The 22,978-nt window shown below is 45.6% G+C and carries 23 protein-coding genes; 20 read left to right on the top strand and 3 right to left on the bottom strand.

What is annotated here, in order from left to right; genetic code table 11:
• Nucleotides 1-114 precede the first annotated feature (114 nt).
• The gene (locus J4614_RS10665) at nucleotides 115-321 is read left to right on the top strand and encodes a YbfA family protein (RefSeq protein WP_000401433.1); all 207 of its coding nucleotides are present in this window, start codon (nucleotides 115-117) and stop codon (nucleotides 319-321) included.
• A gap of 110 nt (nucleotides 322-431) precedes the next feature.
• Complete coding sequence (phrB, locus tag J4614_RS10660) at nucleotides 432-1,853, top strand: deoxyribodipyrimidine photo-lyase (RefSeq protein ID WP_208293172.1); 1,422 nt, start codon at nucleotides 432-434, stop codon at nucleotides 1,851-1,853.
• A 38-nt stretch (nucleotides 1,854-1,891) separates the two neighbouring features.
• On the opposite strand, the gene J4614_RS10655 is transcribed toward phrB, so the two are convergent.
• Nucleotides 1,892-3,373, bottom strand: coding sequence for an MFS transporter (locus tag J4614_RS10655; protein ID WP_001041123.1), 1,482 nt, complete (start codon nucleotides 3,371-3,373; stop codon nucleotides 1,892-1,894).
• 328 nt (nucleotides 3,374-3,701) lie between these two features.
• Between J4614_RS10655 and ybgI the strand changes: the two genes are divergently transcribed.
• From ybgI to nei, 18 genes are all read left to right on the top strand, one after another.
• Nucleotides 3,702-4,445 carry a radiation resistance protein YbgI gene (ybgI, locus tag J4614_RS10650; protein ID WP_000798844.1) on the top strand — a complete coding sequence of 248 codons (744 nt, stop codon included), beginning with the start codon at nucleotides 3,702-3,704 and terminating at the stop codon, nucleotides 4,443-4,445.
• Nucleotides 4,446-4,460: 15 nt separating this feature from the next.
• Nucleotides 4,461-5,117 (top strand): 5-oxoprolinase subunit PxpB, encoded by a 657-nt coding sequence (pxpB, locus tag J4614_RS10645; protein WP_001188376.1) that lies wholly within the window; start codon nucleotides 4,461-4,463, stop codon nucleotides 5,115-5,117.
• On the top strand, nucleotides 5,111-6,043 hold the full coding sequence (gene pxpC, locus J4614_RS10640) for a 5-oxoprolinase subunit PxpC (RefSeq protein WP_000932036.1): 933 nt from the start codon (nucleotides 5,111-5,113) through the stop codon (nucleotides 6,041-6,043). The genes pxpB and pxpC overlap by 7 nt, the downstream gene beginning before the upstream one ends.
• Nucleotides 6,033-6,767 (top strand): 5-oxoprolinase subunit PxpA, encoded by a 735-nt coding sequence (gene pxpA, locus J4614_RS10635; protein ID WP_001017913.1) that lies wholly within the window; start codon nucleotides 6,033-6,035, stop codon nucleotides 6,765-6,767. Before pxpC ends, pxpA begins: the two co-directional genes overlap by 11 nt.
• 323 nt (nucleotides 6,768-7,090) lie before the next feature.
• On the top strand, nucleotides 7,091-7,222 hold the full coding sequence (locus tag J4614_RS10630; RefSeq protein WP_001528846.1) for a hypothetical protein: 132 nt from the start codon (nucleotides 7,091-7,093) through the stop codon (nucleotides 7,220-7,222).
• A gap of 59 nt (nucleotides 7,223-7,281) precedes the next feature.
• Nucleotides 7,282-7,848, top strand: coding sequence for a tyrosine-type DNA invertase (locus J4614_RS10625; RefSeq protein WP_000824704.1), 567 nt, complete (start codon nucleotides 7,282-7,284; stop codon nucleotides 7,846-7,848).
• Between the two features lie 459 nt (nucleotides 7,849-8,307).
• The gene (locus J4614_RS10620) at nucleotides 8,308-8,643 is read left to right on the top strand and encodes a hypothetical protein (RefSeq protein ID WP_077906418.1); all 336 of its coding nucleotides are present in this window, start codon (nucleotides 8,308-8,310) and stop codon (nucleotides 8,641-8,643) included.
• A 1-nt stretch (nucleotide 8,644) separates the two neighbouring features.
• On the top strand, nucleotides 8,645-9,385 hold the full coding sequence (locus tag J4614_RS10615) for a hypothetical protein (protein ID WP_001194235.1): 741 nt from the start codon (nucleotides 8,645-8,647) through the stop codon (nucleotides 9,383-9,385).
• Nucleotides 9,386-9,670: 285 nt separating this feature from the next.
• Nucleotides 9,671-10,822 carry a UDP-galactopyranose mutase gene (gene glf / locus J4614_RS10610; RefSeq protein WP_001531005.1) on the top strand — a complete coding sequence of 384 codons (1,152 nt, stop codon included), beginning with the start codon at nucleotides 9,671-9,673 and terminating at the stop codon, nucleotides 10,820-10,822.
• A complete protein-coding gene (locus J4614_RS10605) occupies nucleotides 10,819-11,715 on the top strand; it encodes a glycosyltransferase family 2 protein (protein WP_162493579.1) in 897 nt (298 codons plus the stop codon). Before glf ends, J4614_RS10605 begins: the two co-directional genes overlap by 4 nt.
• 12 nt (nucleotides 11,716-11,727) lie before the next feature.
• Nucleotides 11,728-12,861, top strand: coding sequence for a glycosyltransferase family 4 protein (locus J4614_RS10600; protein ID WP_001628634.1), 1,134 nt, complete (start codon nucleotides 11,728-11,730; stop codon nucleotides 12,859-12,861).
• Between the two features lie 128 nt (nucleotides 12,862-12,989).
• A complete protein-coding gene (locus J4614_RS10595) occupies nucleotides 12,990-13,760 on the top strand; it encodes an ABC transporter permease (protein ID WP_000998822.1) in 771 nt (256 codons plus the stop codon).
• A 3-nt stretch (nucleotides 13,761-13,763) separates the two neighbouring features.
• On the top strand, nucleotides 13,764-14,474 hold the full coding sequence (locus tag J4614_RS10590; protein WP_000702849.1) for an ABC transporter ATP-binding protein: 711 nt from the start codon (nucleotides 13,764-13,766) through the stop codon (nucleotides 14,472-14,474).
• Between the two features lie 93 nt (nucleotides 14,475-14,567).
• A complete protein-coding gene (locus tag J4614_RS10585) occupies nucleotides 14,568-16,346 on the top strand; it encodes a glycosyltransferase (protein ID WP_131065483.1) in 1,779 nt (592 codons plus the stop codon).
• Between the two features lie 191 nt (nucleotides 16,347-16,537).
• A complete protein-coding gene (locus J4614_RS10580; protein ID WP_131065482.1) occupies nucleotides 16,538-17,371 on the top strand; it encodes a glycosyltransferase family A protein in 834 nt (277 codons plus the stop codon).
• A gap of 57 nt (nucleotides 17,372-17,428) precedes the next feature.
• Nucleotides 17,429-19,324, top strand: a complete 1,896-nt coding sequence (locus J4614_RS10575; RefSeq protein WP_077914925.1) for a glycosyl transferase — start codon at nucleotides 17,429-17,431, stop codon at nucleotides 19,322-19,324.
• A gap of 67 nt (nucleotides 19,325-19,391) precedes the next feature.
• Nucleotides 19,392-19,544, top strand: coding sequence for a hypothetical protein (locus J4614_RS10570; protein WP_001145918.1), 153 nt, complete (start codon nucleotides 19,392-19,394; stop codon nucleotides 19,542-19,544).
• A 33-nt stretch (nucleotides 19,545-19,577) separates the two neighbouring features.
• Entirely contained in the window at nucleotides 19,578-20,369 is a 792-nt protein-coding gene (gene nei, locus J4614_RS10565) for an endonuclease VIII (protein WP_023262610.1), read from the top strand.
• A 54-nt stretch (nucleotides 20,370-20,423) separates the two neighbouring features.
• Here the strand turns inward: nei and J4614_RS10560 are convergent, their stop codons facing one another.
• Together J4614_RS10560 and J4614_RS10555 are read right to left on the bottom strand one after the other, a co-directional pair.
• Nucleotides 20,424-21,470: an AbrB family transcriptional regulator gene (locus J4614_RS10560; RefSeq protein ID WP_001122054.1), complete on the bottom strand. Its 1,047-nt coding sequence runs from the start codon at nucleotides 21,468-21,470 to the stop codon at nucleotides 20,424-20,426.
• Nucleotides 21,471-21,606: 136 nt separating this feature from the next.
• The gene (locus J4614_RS10555) at nucleotides 21,607-22,890 is read right to left on the bottom strand and encodes a citrate synthase (RefSeq protein ID WP_000785811.1); all 1,284 of its coding nucleotides are present in this window, start codon (nucleotides 22,888-22,890) and stop codon (nucleotides 21,607-21,609) included.
• Nucleotides 22,891-22,978 lie beyond the last annotated feature (88 nt).

The following is a 22,978-nucleotide window of genomic DNA, read 5'->3' as shown; positions in this document are numbered from 1 at the left end:
ATTACACCGAAAGCGGTACTATTTTAATCAGGTAACGAGGTTCAATTTTTCGGTGCTATTCACCGATTCAATCTATACCGGGGCGGGTAGCCTCGGTATAAAGGGGGGAAACGTATGGAACACTATAAAGACTATCCGGCGCATGTCATTTTTGCCCGTCGTGCTTTCGCGGTGATCGCAGGCGTGCTGGCGCTGCCAGTGATGCTCTTCTGGAAAGACCGCGCGCGTTTTTATAGTTATCTGCACCGTGTCTGGTCGAAAACCAGTGATAAACCGGTATGGATGGCGCAGGCTGAAAAAGCCACCTGCGACTTTTATTAATCGCGACCAGCCTGAAAAACCGTCAGCCGCCACGCTGGCGGTTTTTTTATGCGCCAGGGTCTACACTGTTTAACGCTATTCGCCGTGACGTTTCATCTTTCAGGAGTTGTATGCCCACCCATTTAGTCTGGTTCAGGCGCGATCTGCGTTTACAGGATAACCTTGCGCTGGCCGCCGCCTGCCGCGATGCATCCGCGCGGGTGCTGGCGCTTTATATTTCCACCCCCGCGCAGTGGCAGGCCCATGATATGGCGCCGCGGCAGGCGGCATTCATCAGCGCGCAGCTCAATGCGCTACAGACGGCCCTTGCAGAGAAAGGCATTCCGCTGCTGTTTCATGAAGTGGCGGATTTTAACGCCAGTATTAAAACGGTCAAAAACGTTTGCCGACAGCATGACGTCAGCCATCTGTTTTATAACTATCAGTATGAGTTTAACGAGCGTCAGCGTGATGCGGCGGTGGAAAAAACGCTGCCCTCTGTCATCTGCGAAGGCTTTGACGATAGCGTGATTCTGGCGCCCGGCGCGGTGATGACCGGCAATCATGAAATGTATAAAGTTTTTACGCCGTTTAAAAACGCCTGGTTGAAACGGTTAAAAGAGGATATCCCGCCGTGCGTTCCGGCCCCGAAGATCCGGGTGAGCGGCGCGCTTTCTACACCCTTAACGCCAGTCTCGCTTAACTACCCGCAACAGGCGTTTGACGCCGCGCTTTTCCCGGTGGAAGAAAACGCGGTCATCGCGCAGCTACGTCAGTTTTGCGCGCAGGGCGCAGACGGGTATGAGTCACAGCGGGATTTCCCTGCGGTTGAAGGCACCAGTCGGCTTTCCGCCAGCCTGGCGACGGGCGGCCTGTCGCCGCGACAGTGCCTGCACCGATTACTGGCGGAGCAGCCGCAGGCGCTGGACGGCGGACCGGGAAGCGTCTGGTTGAATGAGCTCATCTGGCGGGAATTTTACCGTCATTTAATGACCTGGTATCCGGCATTATGCAAACACCAGCCGTTTATCCGCTGGACAAAACGCGTCGCGTGGCAGGAGAACCCGCACTATTTTCAGGCATGGGAGAAAGGCGAAACCGGTTATCCCATTGTCGATGCGGCGATGCGCCAGCTTAACGCGACGGGCTGGATGCATAACCGTTTACGCATGATTACCGCCAGCTTTCTGGTAAAAGATCTGCTAATTGACTGGCGGTTAGGGGAGCGCTATTTCATGTCGCAGCTTATTGACGGCGATCTTGCCGCCAATAATGGCGGCTGGCAGTGGGCCGCTTCAACCGGTACTGATGCCGCGCCTTATTTTCGTATTTTTAATCCCACGACTCAGGGAGAGAGATTCGATCGCGACGGCGAATTTATCCGCCAGTGGCTACCGGCATTACGCGATATCCCTGGAAAAGCGATTCACGAGCCGTGGCGGTGGGCGGAAAAAGCGGGAGTCGTGCTTGATTATCCTCGGCCTATTGTGGAGCACAAACAGGCGAGAATAGCGACGCTTTCCGCCTATGAGGCGGCGAGAAAAGGGGTGTGATACAGGCCCGATAGCGCAAACTACCGGGCATTCTGCTATCAGGATTCGACGGCCAGCGCGCGGCTTTTGAATTTGAAGGACTGATACAGCCAAATCAGCAGGACAACCCCTACGCAGGCTAACGCGCCCCAGGTGATCTGTTCAAAAACATCCACATAGGCGTTGATGGCGTAATTAACCGCGCCGCTGGCGTCGAAGGCGCTTTGCGAGGTCTGGTCAGCGATGACGCCTGCCAGATAGTTAGCTATCGCGCCGGACAGCAGCATATAAATTCCGGTTAATACGCCGGTGACGCCGGGGATATCAATGCGCGTAATTTGCGACATGGCGACCGGGTCGATAAACAGCTCGGCAAAGCCCATCACCGCCAGTCCCAGCACCATTAGCGGCATTGAAGAGTGTCCGTAAGCGGCGGACCAGCGTGCGCTCAGGGTCAAAATACAGAATCCGGCGCTCATCAGACCGAGACCCAGCGCGAATTTGCCCCAGATACGCACGGTGCGATTACCGCTTACGCTCTCTTTAACCAGCCAGGCCAGGACGACCCCACACAGCATCACGGCAAAGGCGTTCACCGACTGGAACATGGCGGTAGGAACGGAATAGCCCAGAATATCGCGGTTCACAAAGCGGTCGATATACAGGCTGATAGAGCTACCGCCCTGCTGGGCAAACGCCCAGAACAGCATACTGAACAGGGTCAGGGTGACAATCAGCCCCAGTTCTTTGCGCTGTTTGGCCGTTTGCGCCTGGCGATAAATTTTTGCCAGCACGACCAGGCCGATCGCGGTCGCCACGATTAAGGCATAGACAGACCATTCTTTCCAGAACAGAACGGTAATCAGCAACGGCGCCGCTACCAGCAGAATTAACAGCCAGCCCCAATTCGGCAGCAGGTAGTTTCTGGCGCACAACACGGCTTTATTCACGCCGGTGGTGTGGGTGAAATGACGATTTCCACACAGGAAGATCACTAACCCCGCCAGCATACCAATGGCGGCGAGCGCAAAGCCCATCGCCCAACTGTACTCCTCTTGCACATAGCCGCAGGCGATAGGCGCCACGATCGAACCAATATTGCCCGCTGCGTAAAGCAGCGAGAATCCGCCGTCGCGGCGCGGATCTTCCGGCTGGTACAGTTCGCCCAGCAGGCAGCTAATATTCGATTTAAACAGGCCGTAGCCGCAGACAATGATCGCCAGCGACAGATAAAGGAATGTCGGCGCGATCTCACTGGCGCCCAGCACTAAATGACCTATAGCCATTAAAAATGCGCCCAGCATGACTGCCATTCGGTTGCCAAGCACCTTATCCGCCAGATAGCCGCCAAGAATCGGCGTTACGTAGACCAGCGAACAATAAGCGCTGAATAACTCATAGGCGTGGTTATCGTCGTATTTTAGCTGATTGGTGAGATAAAGAATCAGTAGGGCGCGCATACCATAAAAGCTGAAGTACTCCCAAATTTGCAGGGCGACAACGTAGTAAATAGCGCGGGGTTGAGATGCTTGTTTATTCATCGTATTTCCGGGATAGAGACGCTGCGGAAAGAACGCGGCATTCTCAGATAATGCCTTTCTTTGTGGGCTTATTAAGCCTGCCGTATCGCCGTGTTTCCTTAAAGTTACCAACATGATACAGAACTGATTTTTTCTGCAATATGCGTTATGATTGCATAAATATACATGAAACCGATCGTGTTTTGCTAAGTAATTTGCGCCAAACCCGGGGGTGATTGTTTCTTGATGTGTCAAACAAATGTTTATCGACGAACGGCCAACGGGAGGCTATGTTAACGGAGACTGAACCCGTAACGGGAAAGTAGAACGTGGGTTAAAGGGAGCGATGATGAAAAACACCGAGCTGGAACAACTGATTAACGACAAGCTGAACAGTGCGGCAATAAGCGATTATGCGCCGAATGGTTTACAGGTCGAAGGAAAAGAGACGGTACAGAAAATCGTTACCGGCGTGACCGCAAGTCAGGCGCTGCTCGATGAGGCGGTGCGTTTGCAGGCCGATGCGGTCATTGTTCATCATGGTTACTTCTGGAAAGGCGAGTCTCCGGTTATTCGCGGGATGAAACGCCGTCGCTTAAAAACGTTACTGGCAAATGATATTAACCTTTACGGTTGGCATCTGCCGCTGGATGCGCATCCTGAGCTGGGCAACAATGCGCAGTTGGCGGCGCTATTGGGCATTACCGTGAAAGGAGAAATTGAGCCGCTGGTGCCGTGGGGAGAGCTCTCAATGCCGGTGCCGGGGCTGGAACTGGCCTCATGGATTGAAGCGCGTCTGGGGCGTAAACCGCTATGGTGCGGCGATACCGGGCCAGAGAATGTGCAGCGTGTCGCCTGGTGTACCGGCGGCGGGCAAAGTTTTATTGATAGCGCCGCCCGCTTCGGCGTGGATGCTTTTATTACCGGCGAGGTGTCTGAACAGACCATTCATTCCGCGCGCGAACAGGGGCTGCATTTTTATGCCGCCGGGCACCATGCCACTGAACGCGGCGGTATTCGCGCCCTGAGCGAATGGTTGAACGAAAACACGGCGTTGGATGTGACGTTTATTGATATCCCTAACCCGGCATAACTGAGAGGTAATAAAGTGCAGCGAGCGCGTTGTTATCTGTTAGGCGAAACGGCGGTCGTCCTGGAACTTGAACCGCCGATTACGCTGGCGAGCCAGAAACGCATCTGGCGTCTGACGCAGCGTCTGGTTGATATGCCGAACGTGGTGGAAGCCATTCCCGGGATGAACAATATCACCGTGATCTTGCGGGAACCGCAAACCCTGGCGCTGGATGCGATTGAGCGTCTGCAGCGCTGGTGGGAAGAGAGCGAGGCGCTGGAGCCGGACTCGCGTTCGGTTGAGATCCCGGTGATCTATGGCGGCGCAGGCGGGCCGGATCTGGCGGCGGTGGCACGGCACAGCGGTTTGAGTGAAAAGCAGGTCGTGGAGCTACATGCCTCCGTTGAGTATGTCGTCTGGTTTTTAGGCTTTCAGCCTGGCTTTCCCTATCTTGGGAATTTACCAGAATCGCTCCATATGCCCAGACGCGCGGAGCCGCGCCTGCAGGTTCCGGCCGGTTCTGTCGGCATCGGCGGCGCGCAGACGGGTATTTATCCATTATCCACGCCGGGCGGCTGGCAGCTGATCGGCCTCACGCCGTTGAAGTTATTCGATCCGATGCGGGAGCCTCCGGTTTTGCTACGCCCTGGCGATAGCGTACGCTTTGTGCCGCAAAAGGAGGGAATATGCTGAATATTATTCGCGCGGGGATTTATACCTCCGTGCAGGATAGCGGGCGTCACGGCTTTCGTCAGTCGGGGCTGAGTCACTGCGGTGCGCTGGATAAACCCGCCTTTCAGACCGCTAATCTCCTGGTCGGGAACGATGCGAATGCCCCGGCGCTGGAAATCACTCTCGGTCAACTGGTTGTCGAATTTGAAAATGAGACCTGGTTCGCTCTTACCGGCGCAGGCTGCGAGGCGCAGTTGGATGATCAACCGGTCTGGACCGGCTGGCGATTGCTGGTAAAAGCGGGTCAACGTCTTACGCTGCATCGACCGCTTCACGGGATGCGTAGCTATCTGGCGGTAGCGGGTGGTATTGCTGTGCCGGAGGTGATGGGATCGTGTAGTACCGATCTGAAGTCCGGTATCGGTGGGCTGGAAGGACGGCTGCTAAAAGATGGCGATCGGCTGGCGACGGGTAAAGCATCGCGACAGTTTAGCGGGCCGCAGGGCGTGAAGCAGTTACTGTGGGGGAATCGCATCCGTGCGCTGCCGGGGCCGGAATACCGTGAATTCGATCGCGCCTCGCAAGAAGCGTTCTGGCGTTCGCCGTGGCAACTCAGTCCGCAAAGTAATCGCATGGGCTATCGTTTGCAGGGACAATCGTTAACGCGGACAACGGATCGCGAACTGCTGTCGCACGGTTTGCTGCCCGGTGTCGTACAGGTGCCTTACAACGGTCAACCTATTGTGCTAATGAATGATGCCCAGACAACTGGCGGCTATCCGCGCATTGCCTGCATCATCGAGGCAGATATGTACCATCTGGCGCAGATCCCGCTAGGGCAACCGATCCATTTTGTGCAATGTTCGCTGGAAGAGGCGCTCAACGCGCGACGCGAGCGTCAGCGCTATCTGGAACAGCTTACCTGGCGACTTCAGCATGAACATTGATTTAAATGCGGATTTGGGCGAAGGTTGCGCCAGCGACAGCGAATTATTAACGCTGGTCTCCTCCGCCAATATCGCCTGTGGTTTTCACGCCGGTGATGCGCAAACCATGCTGACCTGCGTGCGCGAGGCGCTGAAAAACGGCGTGGCGATCGGCGCGCATCCCAGCTTTCCGGATCGGGATAATTTTGGGCGGACGGCGATGGTTTTACCGCCGGAAACGGTATACGCCCAGACGCTGTACCAAATCGGCGCGCTGGGGGCGATTGTTCAGGCGCAAGGCGGCGTGATGCGCCATGTTAAACCGCACGGTATGCTCTATAACCAGGCGGCGAAAGATCCCCGTCTGGCACAGGCGATTGCGAAAGCGGTACACGACTATGATCCGTCACTGATACTGGTTGGACTGGCGGGAAGTGAGCTGATCCGGGCCGGTGAACGCTATCGCCTGGTGACGCGGCAGGAGGTGTTTGCCGATCGCGGCTATCAGGCCGACGGTAGCCTGGTGCCGCGCACGCAACCTGGCGCGCTGATTCACGACGAAGAGCAGGCGCTGGCGCAAACGCTGGATATGGTGCAAGCCGGGAGAGTGAAAAGTGTTACTGGTGTGTGGACGACTGTCACGGCGCAAACGGTGTGCATTCATGGCGACGGCGAGTATGCGCTTGCATTCGCACGCAGGCTACGCGCCGCGTTCAATGCGCGTAATATACACGTTATTGCCTGAGAGCCAGACGATTGAAGCTATTATATTACGGCTGCTAAAAATTATCGTGTTCTGTCCTCTTAATGTCAGGAAGAGGGATTTATTCAATACTATATAAATCCCTTTATAATATATTATTTTAAAAATAACCAAGTGATGCTGTAATAGCCAGTATGATGAGCTTATTGCTGTTAGCAGCAGAATTTTTGAAAATCACTATGATATTGTTAGCTATCGCCATCTAATCAAACCTCCGGGGCGGGTAAACTACCTGACTCTCTATTACCCCTTTCTGATTGATTTACCTCACGATAGCCTCATTTTTAGCATTTATATTCCTCGTCATGACAACTTATCAGGAGACTGAAGCCAGATTGATTCGCTGTTTCACTATCACGTCATGGATAGCGTGCCAGATTGTCAGCTATATGGATTTTAAGCTGTTTACGCATAGCAACTTTTTTAGCGAAAATTAAACTCATCTGATCAGTGATTTTTTAGTATATTACTCATTTTGTTATGATGGATTTGTTTTGTGAAAAGAAAATATCTTACGCAAGAAGAGATTGAAAAACTGCTGTCAGCGACCGACAGAATGCCCTTCCCGGAAAGAAACCGCTGCTTAATCCTGATGGCGTTTATTCACGGCTTCCGGGCCAGTGAGCTGCTGGGGCTGCGCTTGTCGGATATTGATCTTGCAGGAAGACAGCTTTATATCCGGCGCCTCAAAAATGGCTTTTCAACGTGTCACCCCCTCCTTCCCGATGAGTATAACGTACTGAAAAGCTGGCTCAGGGCCAGGAAGTATCTTGAGAAAGGGGCTGACGGAGACTGGCTGTTCCTGTCGCTGCGACGGCATCCGCTCAGCCGGCAACAATTTTTTTACATACTTCGTGAGGCAGGGCGGTTAGCCGAATTAACGATAGCGCCACATCCTCATATGCTGCGACATGCCTGCGGCTACGCCCTTGCTGATAAAGGGATTGATACACGGCTCATACAGGACTATCTGGGGCACAGGAATATCCAGCACACCGTAAGATACACCGCAAGTAACGCCGGGCGTTTTCATGGAATATGGCGAAAAAAACGTCGAGTATAACCGTACGTTCTGATTCAAAAAGTTAAGTCCGCTTCGCGCTTTCATCATCCTCTCAGATTTACCCCTTCCACACAAGAGTCATGCAATCGTAATCTCTTGCTTATTAAGAAGTTATCCATATAACAATAAAAAAACTAAGGGAAAATTTACCTGGTCCAACCAGCACTATGCTGTATCCATTTTTGTCCTGCCTGCACAAAATGTTAATTTTAAGTGTTAAAAAAACGTATTAAATAATATTTAATGCTGATTAATCATCATATCAAAGAATTAAATCCTTTATTTAACTTTTTGAATCATATTGTTAAATCACAGAGAAGTCTGTTCAGGGAAAGCTGATTTACATAATAAATATATAAATCAATAGATTACTGTGTTTTTTATTTGTCATTTTGTACTCCGCACAGGGCAGAATTACCCTGCGGCAGGAGCATTTACTACCAGGGGGACTGACGGCCTGTGCAGCCGAAAAGCAGAACCGGACAGGGTGTCAGAGTGCTGTGTTTAGATAGGGCCAGACGTCATTTTTCATACAGACATGGAATGGCTCCCGGTCCACGAAAGGGTGCGGACATGTTGTTTCCACAACACGAAGCTGCCGTTGCTGGCGCAGTGCCGGGTCGGCAATGGCCAGAGGAGAACAATCTGATGACGCAAGAATATGCGGAAATGTCCACCGGAAGGGGGGGCACCAGTAAGTGTCGGTACAGTATGGGCGCGAAAATATTTTTGCTCCTGCTGTCGGTCTCCACCGTCGCAGCGTTGTTCAGCCTGTACCAGGTTCTGACGTACTGATATGCAGACGTTAACCAGAGTACTGCCGCCTCTCCGGCTGATTATGTTTTGTCAGTCAGGCGAAAATCCTGCGCAGTTTCCGGATACCGGTGGCCTTTGCGTGGAGGACTGCGTTCGTCTCAGGACACCAGAAGGGCTGCTGGATCGGTTGCGTCGGTGGCCCGGCGCGATGGTGATATCCGCCGGACGGCCATCAACTCAGCTTCTGCTGTGGCAACAGGTTTTTCAGCGTTATCCGCGGACAGTGGTTTTTTGCAGCAGTAACGCGTTTTTACCGGTTGACGTCAGCGTGGAAGGTTATTTCCGCCATCTGAGGTTGATTAAACGCGCTATGTCGGTAAGGGTTCTGGCCAGAATGGCTGAGCTTGCCATATGGTCATCACTACAGACATCGCCTTACGAGGAGGAGATGAAAAACGCGTTGAGCGTACCGGAGCTGGTGATGGAGATAAACAGCCGCACGCTGGTCAGGTTACTGTCAGAGCGTCTGCCAAAACAGGGACGGCGGGTGCTGGGATTACTGTTGTCAGGCTGTAGCCCGGAAATGACGGCCCGTATGCTGGGAACCGGCGTGAGGCAGGTCTGGCTCGCGGAGCAGACGCTGAAACAACGCTGGGATATCCCGACAGGAGTACCGCTATCTGATGCGGTAAGAATAAGGATACCGGACGTCGGCCCGGACATCAGTCAACAGAGTGCGTTGGTAAAAACTGGGGCCGGTAACGCACCGGATTTATGCTGACAGCATATTTACATCATGCCGCGCGGTATTCAGACCCGTTATGTTGCGTTCTGAATGAGTTATCTTCGCAAAATAAATATGGCAATCATCGTTGTCCGGAAATACCGCATAACGTGTGACATTAATGAATCTGTAATCAGTGCGAGGGTTTACGCGCTGTGGCGGTAGCGTGGAATTATCTGGATGCGTTGAGTAAATTTCACTTTACCCTACTGATATAAATGACAATGATTCTGGATAAACCATCTAATATTATCTGTGTCTGCGAACAGAGTGACAAAAATAATGCAACGTAAAAAGATACTAATTGTAGGTGCGGGCCTTTCAGGCGCAGTAATAGCACGCCAGTTAGCCGAGCAGGGACATGTAGTCAATATTATTGATCAACGTTCGCATATCGGTGGTAACGCTTATGATGCCCGAGATGAGCACACGGGTATTATGGTGCACGTTTATGGTCCTCATATTTTTCATACTGATAATGAAACTGTATGGAATTATGTAAATAAATACGCTGAGATGATGCCTTATATCAATAAGGTTAAGGCTACAGTAAATGGTCAGGTATTTTCTCTACCTATCAATCTTCATACCATCAATCAATTTTTTGGTGTCGCCTGCTCACCTGATGACGCCAGGAAATTACTGCTTCAAAAATGTGATAGCACCATTCTGGAACCACAAAATTTTGAGCAACAGGCCTTGCGTTTCATTGGCGAAGAGTTATATGAAGCTTTTTTTAAAGGTTATACCATTAAACAATGGGGGCTTCATCCTTCCGCGTTACCCGCTTCTGTATTGAAACGTATCCCTGTTCGCTTTAATTATAATGATAACTATTTCAATCATAAGTTTCAGGGAATACCAAAATTTGGTTATACACAAATGGTCAAGTCCATTGTCGAACACGAAAATATCGCTGTTGAACTATGTCGCTCCTTCACTCAGGAAATGCGGACAGATTATGATCATGTTTTTTTCAGTGGCGCGCTGGATGCCTTTTACTCCTGTCAATATGGCCGACTGGAATATCGTACATTAGACTTTAAAAAAATAATTTGCCAGAGTGATTATCAAGGATGCGCAGTAATGAATTATTGTTCAATAGATACTCCTTATACTCGGATTACTGAGCACAAATATTTTTCTCCGTGGGAGAGACATGAAGCTTCAATATGTTATCAAGAATATAGTCGGGAATGTGAAGCTGGTGATATACCCTACTATCCTGTTCGCAGGGCAGATAAAATGGATTTACTGAATAAATATCTGTCGCGGGCTAAAAAAGAAAAAAATATTACTTTCATTGGTCGTCTTGGCACTTATCGTTATCTCGATATGGACATCACGATAGCTGAAGCATTACAGACGGCGGACGTATACTTAACGTCGCTATATGAACAAAAAGAAATGCCAGCTTTTACAGTTACCGTTTGATGAAGTGTACAGCGCTAATCGTAACTTTTAACCGTCTTGAAAAATTAAAAAAAAGTGTGCGAGAGACTGTTAAGGCGGGTTTTTCCTCTATTGTTATCGTTAATAATGGCTCAAGCGACGGTACCAGGGAATGGCTTTCTTCATTAAGTGAACCTGGCATCACGATACTTAATCTTAAAGATAATCTTGGTGGTGCTGGCGGATTTAAAGTAGGTAGTCAATATATATGCTCATATAGTAATGCCGATTGGGTATTTTTCTATGATGATGATGCTTACCCGGAAATTAATATTTTAAAGCATTTCTCGTTATTAGATACCTCAAGATACCGTATATTTGCGTCGCGAGTTCAGGACACCTATGGACGGTCTTGTCGGATGAATTTGCCTTTCATCAGGGTTCCATCTACGGTGTTTGAGACTATTTATTATGTGATACGCCCAGAGAGGTTTTCTCCAGTAAGAACTCAGGTTACTGATGTTCAAACTGTGTCATTCGTTGGTATGATTATTGATCGAAAGGTATTGAATAACCATCTTAACGATATCCATGATGAACTTTTCCTTTATTATGATGATTTTTTCTTTGGTTATAAGCTAGTATTGTCCGGGCAGAAAATTCGTTACTCCCCAGAAATTAAATTTATTCATGATATCTCTATTCATGGAAGGTGTATCTGCCCCGAATGGAAAGTATATTATCTTTGTAGAAATTTGTTGCTGCTGAGAAAACTTTTACCCGTTCCCAGGATATTCAGTGTTCTTTCTATAGTATTACGCCTCTCTAAATATCTCGCCATATTACCATGGCAGCGTAAGAAATTTCATTATCTATATTTTATCTGGCAGGGAATACTTCATGGACTTAAAGGTATTAGCGGGAAATATCATTAGCAGGACGAAGAGATGAAAAGGTTATGTTATTTTGTAAATTCAGACTGGTACTTTGATTTACATTGGACAGAACGTGCGATAGCGGCAAGGGATGCGGGTTATGAAATTCATATCATAAGTCATTTTATTGGTGAAGAGATTATAAAAAAATTCAAAACGCTTGGTTTTATTTGTCACAATGTGTCTCTTGTTGCTCAGTCATTTAATATGTTTGTTTTTTTTAGAGCATTCCTTAACGCTCGGAAAATTATTAAAGAGATTAATCCTGACTTATTGCATTGTATTACGCTCAAACCTTGCCTGATTGGTGGGGTTAGCGCCAGGAGAAGTAATAGTCCAGTTGTTATCAGCTTTGTCGGACTTGGTCGAATCTTTTTATATAATACCGTGCCAATGAGAATATTGCGTGCGTTAACCGTTTTGGTTTACAAATATATTGCCGGTAATAAGCGTGGTGTTTTTATTTTTGAACATGATAAAGATCGACGAAAAATATCGCGTTTAGTAGGTATTGATTATCATAAAACTATCATTATCGAAGGTGCTGGAATTAACCCGGATATTTATAAATTCTCTATAGAGAAAAAACATGAGATACCGATAGTCCTTTTTGCAAGCCGAATGTTATGGAGTAAAGGTCTTGGCGATCTCATTGAAGCAAAAAAGATCCTCAGACAAAAAAATATTCATTTTGTTTTAAATGTTGCAGGTATATTGGCCGAGGACGATAAAGATGCTATCCCTTTGGAGCTCATTCATCACTGGCATAATGAAGGACTAATTAACTGGCTGGGACGCTCTTCGAATGTATATGAGCTTATTCAGAAATCGAATATCGTTGCATTACCATCTATTTATCCGGAAGGAGTACCACGGCTTTTATTAGAGGCATCATCTGTAGGACGTGCATGTATTGCTTATGATACCGGCGGATGTGATAGCTTAATTATTCATAACTATAATGGGTTGATCGTGAAAAGTAATTCAGCTCAGGAGTTAGCGGTAGAATTAGAGTATTTGTTAAAAAATCCACAGATTCGCTTAGAGATGGGGGCGAATGGAAGAAAACGTGTAAAGGAATTGTTTTCCAGCATATTAGTCATTAATAAGACATTGCAAATTTATAAAGACACTATTGGTTGCTAACACCATAAAGTGCTTATGAAGTAGGTCAGTGTTTAGATAAATAGTATGTAAATATTATAGAAAATAAATAAGTTATATTTTCATATCGTTAAAGAATAAGTTCTTCAGGTAAAGGTGACACGGAAACAATGAATGATTTGAAAGAAGCTCTGGCCAGGCACCAACTTTGGATTTCGCTAGGTTGGAATGATGTCCTGGGACGATACCGGCGATCGGTGTTAGGGCCTTTTTGGATAACGATTTCGATGGGGGTCACCATATCAGCAATGGGACCTCTTTACGGTTCGCTGTTCAGTTCTGGTTCCGAAAATTTTATCATGCATCTTACTTTAGGTATGATCTTTTGGGCCTTTCTATCAGCAACTATTAATGAGTCATGCGGAATATTTAATGAGTCCGCATCAATTATTAAACAATCTGATCTTCCGCTATATTTATATATATTACGTGTTTTCTATCGGCAGTTTATGATTATGTTGCATAATTTTATCATTATACCTTTCGTGATTTTTTTTACCAATACATCGGTAAATCTTGATATTCTCCTTTTTATACCTGCAATTATAATAACATCCATCTCATTAATTTCTACAGGTATGATTCTCGCCATTTTTTGCACAAGATATCGTGATATGGGACCGGTTGTTCAAAGTGTGGTAACGTTGTGTTTTTTTATAACTCCCATCATTTGGACATCGGAACAATTACCAAAGGGAAGAAAGGAATTTGTTGATTATAATATTTTTTATTACTTTATGGAGATGCTCAGGAAACCATTAATGGGAACTGTACCAGATGTAACTATATGGTTTTACACAATAATAACCTCTATTATTATGTTGATGGTCTCAACCTTAGTGTTGACTAAATATCGCTCAAGAATCGTATACTGGTTATAATTAATGAAAATCTCTTGCAAAAACGTTGGCGTAATACTCCCTATATTTAACTCCAGCCACCGTTCATTTAAAAAAACTTTTCTACAGGCTGCTTCAGGTGGACGAATTGGCTCATCGAATACCGGGATTATTGAAGTAGAGGCATTAAAAAAAATTGATTTTACGCTTACCGAAGGTAACCGTCTTGCGCTTATCGGACACAATGGTTCGGGCAAAACCACTCTTCTGAGAGTACTTGCAGGGGCCTATAAACCAACTTCAGGGAAGTATGAATGTATCGGTCGAGTCACCAGCCTCATTGATCCCATGATGGGAATGGATGGTGAGCTTACAGGCCTGGAAAATATAAAACTGAGGGGACTATTTCTCGGTCTGTCAAAAAATGAAATAAAAAATATTACAGAAGATGTCATCGAGTTCAGCGAGTTAGGTGATTTTATTAAAATCCCCGTTAGAACGTATTCTAGTGGTATGGTTCTGAGGCTTGGTTTTTCTATTTCTACTGCAATTAATCCTGAAATTTTACTGATGGATGAATGGATGAGCGTGGGTGATAGTGATTTTAAAAGAAAAGCAGAGATGAGATTAAATAGCTTTATCTCTAAAGCGGGCATTATGGTAATGGCCACTCACGATGATGAACTGGCTAAATCTGTATGTAATAAGTTCATCAGGCTTGAGCACGGTGAGATAGTTAGCAAAGGCGGATTTTAATATTCTTATTGCAGTATTTATATCACTACGCGGTGAGTAATTTACTATTTTATAATAGCGTTACCCCAGATAATATAAATTTATAGGTTCGTTATGTATTTTTTACTTCAAAAAGTAATTTTACCAAACATTGATCTATGCACGGAAGAGCAGCTTTATTTCAGAACTCAGGGCGGGAAGTATAACTATACCTCACGTAACTTACTTGTTCCGCGTCATAAGGTTGCATATTTTGATACTTTTTTTAATGCATTCTCAATTAAGAAATGGAAAAAATATACAACCTTAACATCACTTTTTTTGCGGGTTAATATAATTGGTCGCGGAACTATAAACGTAAGGCACAAAGAGAATGGTGTCATTAGAGTATTAAAGCAAATTGATTTTAAATCGTCATGCAATATTAGTGATGAGATTGAGATTGATATATCAAAAATAAATTTCGGATATATCTATGTGGAGTGGCAATCAGACGAAGACTCTGTTTTAAATGGATTTGAATTTCTGACCAAAGATCATGTTAGTAAATCATCTATGGCTTTAGTTATAACAACTTATAATAGAAAAGAAGCTGTTACTAAAACAATCAATAGAATTAATAAAACACTCTTAACCCAGAGCGAATTTAAAGATCGTTTTAAATTGATTGTCATTAATAATGGCGAGGCGATTAATCACCCGTCAGGAAACGGCATTATGGTTATCAATAATGAAAACCTCGGTGGATCAGGCGGGTTTATGAGAGGTTTGATAGAGGCAGGGAAAATCAACGATGTCAAACATGTCATATTTATGGATGACGACGGCTCATGTGAAATTGAATCGATTTGTCGAACTCATGCTTTTTTACTGATGGCTAAAGACAAAAATACAGTTGTTACTGGCTGTATGCTTTTTGAGGATAACCCGGCAATCATACATGAATCTGGTGCCATATGGCATAGAGATTTTTTACATTACCCGGATAAACATTATCTGGATGCTCGGGAAATAGATTCTTTAGATACTTTTGATAATGAAAGAAAAATAGGCTACGGTGGATGGTGGTTTTTTGCCTTTAATATTAACGCTATTGAATATTACTCATTTCCTTTCTTTGTTCGTGGTGATGACCTGCTATTTGGATATATGCATAAAAAACATAATATTGTCACACTTAATGGTGTGGCTTCGTGGCAAATGGATTTTGAAAGAAAAATATCGGTTCTAAATAGCTATTTGAACTTCAGGACTGTTGCTGTACCTGCATTAATTAGTAAAAGAAAGTTTGCTGCACTACTGTTAAGTGTTTTCTTTGTGCGGGAAGTCTTTCTTGCGAGTTTTTCATGCCGCTATGAACTTGCCAGAGCAATGATTATGTCATATAACGATTGTCTTTCTGGGCGGGAGTTTTGGGAAGATAATGTAGATCTTCTGGAGATAAGAAAAAGAATTAATGCAATAACTCATAATGAAAAATTCAATGTAGAAGGTATTGATATTGTTAATGGTTGTGTTGATTACCCATGTTCTGGTAAAGAAAAAGCCATCTACAAATTTTTTAGATGCATAACCCTTAATGGACACTTAATTCCAGCTTTCTTTTTAATTAAAAAACCAATCGTGGTTGATTATCGTCATTATCACCCTACTAAGTTTTCATTCCGGAGAATTACTATCTATCATTTAAATATAGAAAATGGTAAATTATTAAAACTTACCCACTCAAAAATGGAGTTTTTTAAAGTTATTATTAATGGTTTGTTTACGGCAGTCAAAAATTTTTATCGGTTTAAATCTGCAAAAAAAGAAATGAAAAATAGTTTGCCCTATCTTACCTCAAAGCTCTTTTGGTATAAAAAATTCAATAAAAAATCTGAAGATAAATATTAAACATGATGTAAGTGGTGTTGATGAGAATTATACCGATTTTTTAATTATATGACTATGATAATCTTAGGTATGGTTCTGTTGCTACACCTTATCTGGTGTCAGTCTAATAAAATATTATAATCCTTACCCAATGTCAGCATTCATTCATAGGGTGTTAATTTTATATATACCGTAAAACGCGAAATCAGAATATGGAAAAGAGTCTTTTAGTTATTGTCCGACATAAACCTGGGCGTACTCGGCTATTAATGCGGGCCTTGCAATCCATTAATGACCAGACGTTCAAAAAAATAAATATCATCATTTTCTGCATGGGGGAAGAATTGAAATGTCACAATGTGGATGATTTTTATCTGAAAGAACTGTCAAATATATATAGTGTTATCTACGACGAAAGCTGTATCTTTAATGCTATTAAGATGTCTGAATCTAATTATTTATGCTTTATGGATGATGACGACTCCTGGGCCCCTGAATATGTGTCAAGGCTACTCAGTGTTTTGGCGAATATACAGTCAACGTATTCATCTGTAAATGCAATAGCATGCCATACAAATAAAGTTGCTGAGATTGCGGAAAATAATAGAATAATTATAAATTCAACGCAACCATGGAACCACTATTTAAATGCTGGCCCTGTTAGTTTTGATGTTATTTATTACAGGAATTCTATTCCACTGTCCTCGTGTTTATTCGATAAAAATTCTGTTATCGATGTGATTGAAAGTCATAAATTATCCTCTCCTGCATTTTTCTGGCCTTTTTTTATTCATTACCTGGCAGAAAATGATGTTTGGATCTTACCTGAAGCACTGGCATTTTATCATTTCAGAGAAAATGATGACTTTGAATTTGGCAATTATACCGTAATTAACAATGAGTTATTTGATATAGAATGCAAAATTGCAGAAAATAAAATGATGAGAAGTATTGATGACTCATCATTACTCAATGTGTTACTTTCAAATATTGCTAACAATAGTTTTTTTCATAAAATTTCTTATATTGAAAATAAGATTAAATAAAATATGGATATGAACTTTAAAAAATACAAGACCGTAAGCTTTGATATCTTTGATACATTGGTTAGCCGGAGGATTTACCGTCCCAGAGATTTGTTTTCATTAATGCAATCAACTTTAGCAACTGAGAAATTTTTTATATCAGCGTACGAGATTGGTATTATTGATAATTTCCCAGAGATAAGAGTTCAGGCGGAAGTAAGTGCCAGAGAGAATAGGGTCAGGCGTTTTGGCGGCGAGCCGGAAATACTTATATCTGAAATATACGATGAAGTTTTAAAAAAGCATCCGCAGCTTTCACCAGCGACAGTAAAAAAGATAATCGATCTGGAAATACAAATGGAGAAGATTGTTTTATATAAAAATGCGCGTGGAAGCTGTTTGTTTGAAAAGGCTATTAGTGATGGTTGCAAAGTCATTTTAATTAGTGATATGTACCTTCCATCAGCAATATTAAAGGAGTTGTTAACATCATGTGGCTATGATATCAGTAACATTCCAGTTTATTCATCTGGCGAAGAGCGGTACTCTAAAAATAGTGGTAAATTATTTTCAATAGTCAAGAAAAATGAAAATGTAGATATTGCATCATGGATGCATGTTGGCGACAATGTTCATGCTGATATTCTGAATGCTAAAAAACTCGGCATAAATACTCTCCATGCTGATTGGTCAGAGTATAATCATGGGGTATCTAATCATTGGAAAACTAAAGATATTATTGGTGAATCTATTTGTAAGACTTTATTACTTAAACAAGTTTCTGCTTTCCATCAAAATGATCCTTTAAATGAGATAGGATTTAAAGTATTTGGTCCGTTATTATTAGGTTATGTATCCTGGTTAGCGAATCAGTTAAAGATTCATAAAATTGATAAAGCGCTTTTTTTAGCACGCGATGCTCACTTAATCTATAAAATTTATAATGAATACTTTTCAGAAGAACATGTAAAATGTGAATATTTATATATATCCCGCGCATCAGCTTATATGGTGGGGATGACTGATTGGCCGATGCACAGGATTTGGCATCTTTTTGGTGGTAAGAATAAGAAAAGTATTAAAAAGATACTTGCTATCGCGGGGTTAGATGCGAGTGAGCATATTTCAGATATACATCATGTTGGCTTTCCTGACGAGGAATATATTCCTGTTTCAGGAGAGGAACATAAGGTTCACTGGCTTATAAATAAATTATTTCCATATATTTTATTAAAAAATACTCAGCACAGGGAAGTTTACGCTGATTACTTTAAGACGGCCTGTGAAGGTTATAAAAATATAGCACTTATCGATGTAGGATGGATGGGTAATATTCAATCAGTATTTGCTCGTTCTTTAGGTGCGCAATGGGCAGAAAAACAAATACATGGGTTTTATTTGGCAACTTTTGCTGGCGCCAATGATAACCGATCTATTTATAATAAGATGTTTGGTTGGCTAACCAACTATGGCCATCCCCACGATAAATGTGATCTTTTCTTATCAGGAGGGGTGGAAATAATGGAGTTCGCTATGGCTGACAATACCGGGTCAACAATTGGTTATAAAAAAACGAATAATGGAATAATTCCTGTACGTGAAGATAGCAGTGGTTCTGAAATTGAGTATTTAAAAAAAGCGGCAAGATTGCAATCAGGGATTATTTCTTTTTTTGAGTACATCAAACCGCTCATACAAAAAGAAAATTATGCAGCACTTAGTAGTGTTGTATTGTCAGAACCTTTTTTTGAATTGATAGCCAGACCCTCAAGCGCTCAACTGGACGCCTTATCTTCCCTCACACATTCAGAGTCCGCGGGATCTAACGCAGAAAGAATCGTGCTAGCCAAAAAACTGCCTTTAAAGGATAAACTTTTTCCCGGAGAAAAGTATATCAAAGAGTTGAATGCCAGTTATTGGAAAGAAGGCTTTAAAAGGATCAACAGAAAAAAATTTTGGGCAAAATATAACTAAGCGTCATTTAATTCCGGTAGGCAGACAATCATTATTGGGCGCTTGCCCGACAAGGGCTGAGTCGATTATGCCCTGGCGCGATCACGTTAACCCTGACGGGGAAGTGGTCTCGTGCTGCGATAATGTTATTATCACTGGATACCACCGCTTGTTTGTCCATCCGCTGTGGATGTTCATTATGGCGTTCGATGTGCATTCCAGACAGTCAGAGGCGGTGTAGTCCATTAATCAACTGTTAACAAAGGATATTATCATGCCTGAAGGCCCGGAAATTCGTCGTGCGGCGGATAATCTGGAGGCGGCAATCAAAGGCAAACCTTTAACCGATGTCTGGTTTGCCTTTGCACAGTTAAAACCGTATGAATCGCAGCTTACCGGTCAACTTGTTACCCGGATAGAGACGCGGGGAAAAGCGTTATTGACCCACTTTTCAAATGGCCTGACGCTCTACAGCCACAACCAACTCTATGGCGTATGGCGGGTGATCGATACTGGTGAAATACCGCAGACCACGCGTATATTGCGCGTCAGGCTACAAACGGCGGATAAAACTATTCTGCTTTATAGCGCGTCTGATATCGAAATGCTGACAGCAGACCAGCTCACGACGCACCCTTTTTTACAGCGAGTCGGCCCGGATGTGCTGGACGTGCGTCTCACTCCGGAAGAGGTTAAAGCTCGATTGCTGTCGCCGCGTTTTCGCAACCGACAATTTTCCGGGCTGTTGCTGGATCAGGCCTTTCTGGCGGGATTGGGGAATTATCTTCGCGTTGAAATCCTCTGGCAGGTAGGGTTAACCGGACAGCATAAAGCGAAAGATCTCAACGAGGCGCAACTGAATGCGCTTTCTCACGCGCTGTTGGATATTCCGCGCCTTTCCTACACTACTCGCGGTCAGGCGGATGAAAACAAGCATCATGGCGCACTGTTTCGCTTTAAGGTTTTCCACCGTGACGGCGAAGCGTGCGAGCGGTGCGGCGGCATTATTGAAAAAACAACACTTTCCTCACGCCCGTTTTACTGGTGCCCGCATTGCCAGAAATAGCCGGAACCGCCATCGGCGAGCGGCTATTGCCTGATGGCGCGACGCTTATCAGTCCTACAAAGGTTGTCTGGGCGCATAGGTTGATATAAAACGGGCCACTGCTGGCCCAGTTAACAGAATGCTGAACAGCCGTAGGGTTTGCATTGCCATGATGAGCGCCATATCGGCACTGCTTCCTGCCGCGATCGCGGCAACCGTATCCAGACCCCCGGGACTGGTGGCGAGATAAGCCGTCATAAAATCAATCTGCATGTAGTAAGCCATTCCCCACGCCATCGCGGCGCAAATCGCCATCAGCGCGAAAATTGACAATAAGATTTGCGGCAATGGCCGCAGCGCCATAAAAAACACCTGTCTGTCAAAACCCAGCCCAATACGCCAGCCTATCGCCATATACGCCACGGCCAGCAGCCATTCGGGTAATTCAATCTCAATGATGCCTTGCGAATGGAGAAGCGCGCCTGCCAACATGGGGAGCAGCATCGTGCCGGAAGGGATACGCATCAGGCGACCGGCAATGCCCGCCACGATCGCTAATAGCAGCGTCGTCAATAAATTACCGCTAAGCGGCGGAAACCAGATCACCTGTTGGCTGACCGCTGCCGCGCTGTCGCCGAGTATCAGGCGTGTCACCAGCACCGCCGCGCCAGCCACAAACAGTACCCGTAGATACTGCATAAACGCCACCAGGCGGATATCCGCCCCGTAATCTTGCGCCATCGCTACCATTGCCGCTGCGCCGCCCGGCGATGACCCCCATGCGCCGGTGTTGCCGGGCAGCGAGCTGTAGCGTACCAGCAGCCAGCCGACTATCGCGCTGGAAAGCAGCGTCACCAGCAACACTAAAAGCACGACCGGCCAGTAGAGGGCGAGGGTGGTCAATATCGAACCGGTTAGATTTTGGGCGATCATACAGCCGAGAATCGCCTGCGCGGCGAGAAAAATACCGCGCGGAAGTTGTAGCGTACTACCTCGCAAACTCAACACGATACCCGCAATCATTGGACCGAGCAGCATCGCCGCCGGAAGGTGCAGATAGAGAAAAATAAGGGAAATGAGCAGCGATAACAGGAACAACAAAAACCACTGCAGAATCGGCATTCCATGCTCCCTGAATGATATTTAGCGAAACCTTAATTAATCATAGAGAGTAACGGGGTAAGAATAAAATAATGAGGATAAGAAAAAAGGGAAAATGTAACGGATGGCGAGGGTTGCGTCGCCATCCGGTTGTCAATTAACGCTTCAGCGCCGATTTAAAGTCGCGTTTATCGTAGCCGGTATACAGCTGACGAGGACGGGCGATTTTCATGCCGTCAGTGTGCATTTCATTCCAGTGTGCAATCCAGCCAACGGTACGCGCCATGGCGAAGATCACGGTGAACATGGAGGACGGAATGCCCATCGCTTTCAGAATGATGCCGGAGTAGAAGTCTACGTTCGGGTACAGTTTCTTCTCGATGAAGTACGGGTCGTTGAGCGCAATGTGCTCAAGCTCCATCGCCACTTCCAGCAGATCGTCTTTGGTGCCCAGCTCTTTCAGCACTTCATGGCAGGTTTCACGCATCACGGTGGCGCGCGGATCGTAGTTTTTGTAAACACGGTGACCGAAGCCCATCAGGCGGAAAGAATCATTCTTGTCTTTCGCACGGCGAACAAATTCCGGAATGTGTTTAACAGAGCTGATTTCTTCCAGCATTTTCAGCGCGGCTTCGTTGGCGCCGCCGTGCGCGGGTCCCCACAGGGAGGCGATCCCGGCGGCAATGCAGGCGAACGGGTTGGCGCCGCTTGAACCTGCGGTACGTACCGTTGACGTAGAGGCGTTCTGCTCATGGTCAGCGTGCAGGATCAGAATACGGTCCATCGCGCGCTCCAGTACCGGATTCACTTCATAGGTTTCACACGGCGTGGAGAACATCATGTTCAGGAAGTTACCGGCGTAGGAAAGGTCGTTGCGCGGATAAACAAACGGCTGACCGATGGAATATTTGTAACACATCGCCGCCATGGTCGGCATTTTGGACAGCAGGCGGAACGCCGCGATTTCACGGTGGCGCGGATTGTTCACATCCAGCGAGTCGTGGTAGAACGCCGCCAGCGCGCCAGTGATCCCGCACATTACCGCCATCGGATGTGAGTCGCGACGGAAAGCATGGAACAGGCGAGTGATTTGCTCATGGATCATCGTATGGCGGGTGACTGTCGTTCTGAACTCGTCATACTCTTCCTGCGTCGGTTTTTCGCCGTACAGCAGGATGTAACAGACTTCCAGATAGTTGGAATCGGTAGCAAGCTGGTCAATCGGGAAACCGCGATGCAACAAAATGCCTTCGTCGCCGTCGATGAAGGTGATTTTAGATTCGCAGGATGCGGTAGAGGTGAAACCAGGGTCAAAAGTAAAAACTCCTTTTGAACCGAGACTACGAATATCAATAACATCTTGACCGAGTGTACCTTTTAGCACATCCAGTTCAATAGCAGTGTCACCAGTAAGGGTGATTTTTGCCTTTGTATCAGCCATTTACGGTCTCCTTAGCGCCTTATTGCTTAAGACTGCCGGAACTCAGACTTGCCTTCTCCACGTCATCTTCCTTGTCGTTAGTGCAGGG

It is taken from the genome of Salmonella sp. 32031103-2018-00083-FB-01-SM-01 (assembly GCF_017571995.1).
In the GTDB taxonomy this organism is placed as follows: domain Bacteria; phylum Pseudomonadota; class Gammaproteobacteria; order Enterobacterales; family Enterobacteriaceae; genus Salmonella; species Salmonella enterica.
The sequence above is the reverse complement of the archived record's forward strand: the minus strand, read 5'-3'. Positions and strand labels throughout refer to the sequence as shown.

What these genes read in the sequence shown, in the direction of transcription:
- J4614_RS10630 (WP_001528846.1), top strand. Translation starts at nt 7,091, where the DNA reads ATGACAACTTATCAGGAGACTGAAGCCAGATTGATTCGCTGTTTCACT.
- pxpA (WP_001017913.1), top strand. Translation starts at nt 6,033, where the DNA reads ATGAACATTGATTTAAATGCGGATTTGGGCGAAGGTTGCGCCAGCGAC.
- J4614_RS10615 (WP_001194235.1), top strand. Translation starts at nt 8,645, where the DNA reads ATGCAGACGTTAACCAGAGTACTGCCGCCTCTCCGGCTGATTATGTTT.
- J4614_RS10580 (WP_131065482.1), top strand. Translation starts at nt 16,538, where the DNA reads ATGGAAAAGAGTCTTTTAGTTATTGTCCGACATAAACCTGGGCGTACT.
- J4614_RS10600 (WP_001628634.1), top strand. Translation starts at nt 11,728, where the DNA reads ATGAAAAGGTTATGTTATTTTGTAAATTCAGACTGGTACTTTGATTTA.
- ybgI (WP_000798844.1), top strand. Translation starts at nt 3,702, where the DNA reads ATGAAAAACACCGAGCTGGAACAACTGATTAACGACAAGCTGAACAGT.
- J4614_RS10665 (WP_000401433.1), top strand. Translation starts at nt 115, where the DNA reads ATGGAACACTATAAAGACTATCCGGCGCATGTCATTTTTGCCCGTCGT.
- J4614_RS10590 (WP_000702849.1), top strand. Translation starts at nt 13,764, where the DNA reads ATGAAAATCTCTTGCAAAAACGTTGGCGTAATACTCCCTATATTTAAC.
- nei (WP_023262610.1), top strand. Translation starts at nt 19,578, where the DNA reads ATGCCTGAAGGCCCGGAAATTCGTCGTGCGGCGGATAATCTGGAGGCG.
- J4614_RS10585 (WP_131065483.1), top strand. Translation starts at nt 14,568, where the DNA reads ATGTATTTTTTACTTCAAAAAGTAATTTTACCAAACATTGATCTATGC.
- J4614_RS10570 (WP_001145918.1), top strand. Translation starts at nt 19,392, where the DNA reads ATGCCCTGGCGCGATCACGTTAACCCTGACGGGGAAGTGGTCTCGTGC.
- J4614_RS10655 (WP_001041123.1), bottom strand. Translation starts at nt 3,373, where the DNA reads ATGAATAAACAAGCATCTCAACCCCGCGCTATTTACTACGTTGTCGCC.
- J4614_RS10595 (WP_000998822.1), top strand. Translation starts at nt 12,990, where the DNA reads ATGAATGATTTGAAAGAAGCTCTGGCCAGGCACCAACTTTGGATTTCG.
- J4614_RS10555 (WP_000785811.1), bottom strand. Translation starts at nt 22,890, where the DNA reads ATGGCTGATACAAAGGCAAAAATCACCCTTACTGGTGACACTGCTATT.
- glf (WP_001531005.1), top strand. Translation starts at nt 9,671, where the DNA reads ATGCAACGTAAAAAGATACTAATTGTAGGTGCGGGCCTTTCAGGCGCA.
- pxpC (WP_000932036.1), top strand. Translation starts at nt 5,111, where the DNA reads ATGCTGAATATTATTCGCGCGGGGATTTATACCTCCGTGCAGGATAGC.
- J4614_RS10560 (WP_001122054.1), bottom strand. Translation starts at nt 21,470, where the DNA reads ATGCCGATTCTGCAGTGGTTTTTGTTGTTCCTGTTATCGCTGCTCATT.
- phrB (WP_208293172.1), top strand. Translation starts at nt 432, where the DNA reads ATGCCCACCCATTTAGTCTGGTTCAGGCGCGATCTGCGTTTACAGGAT.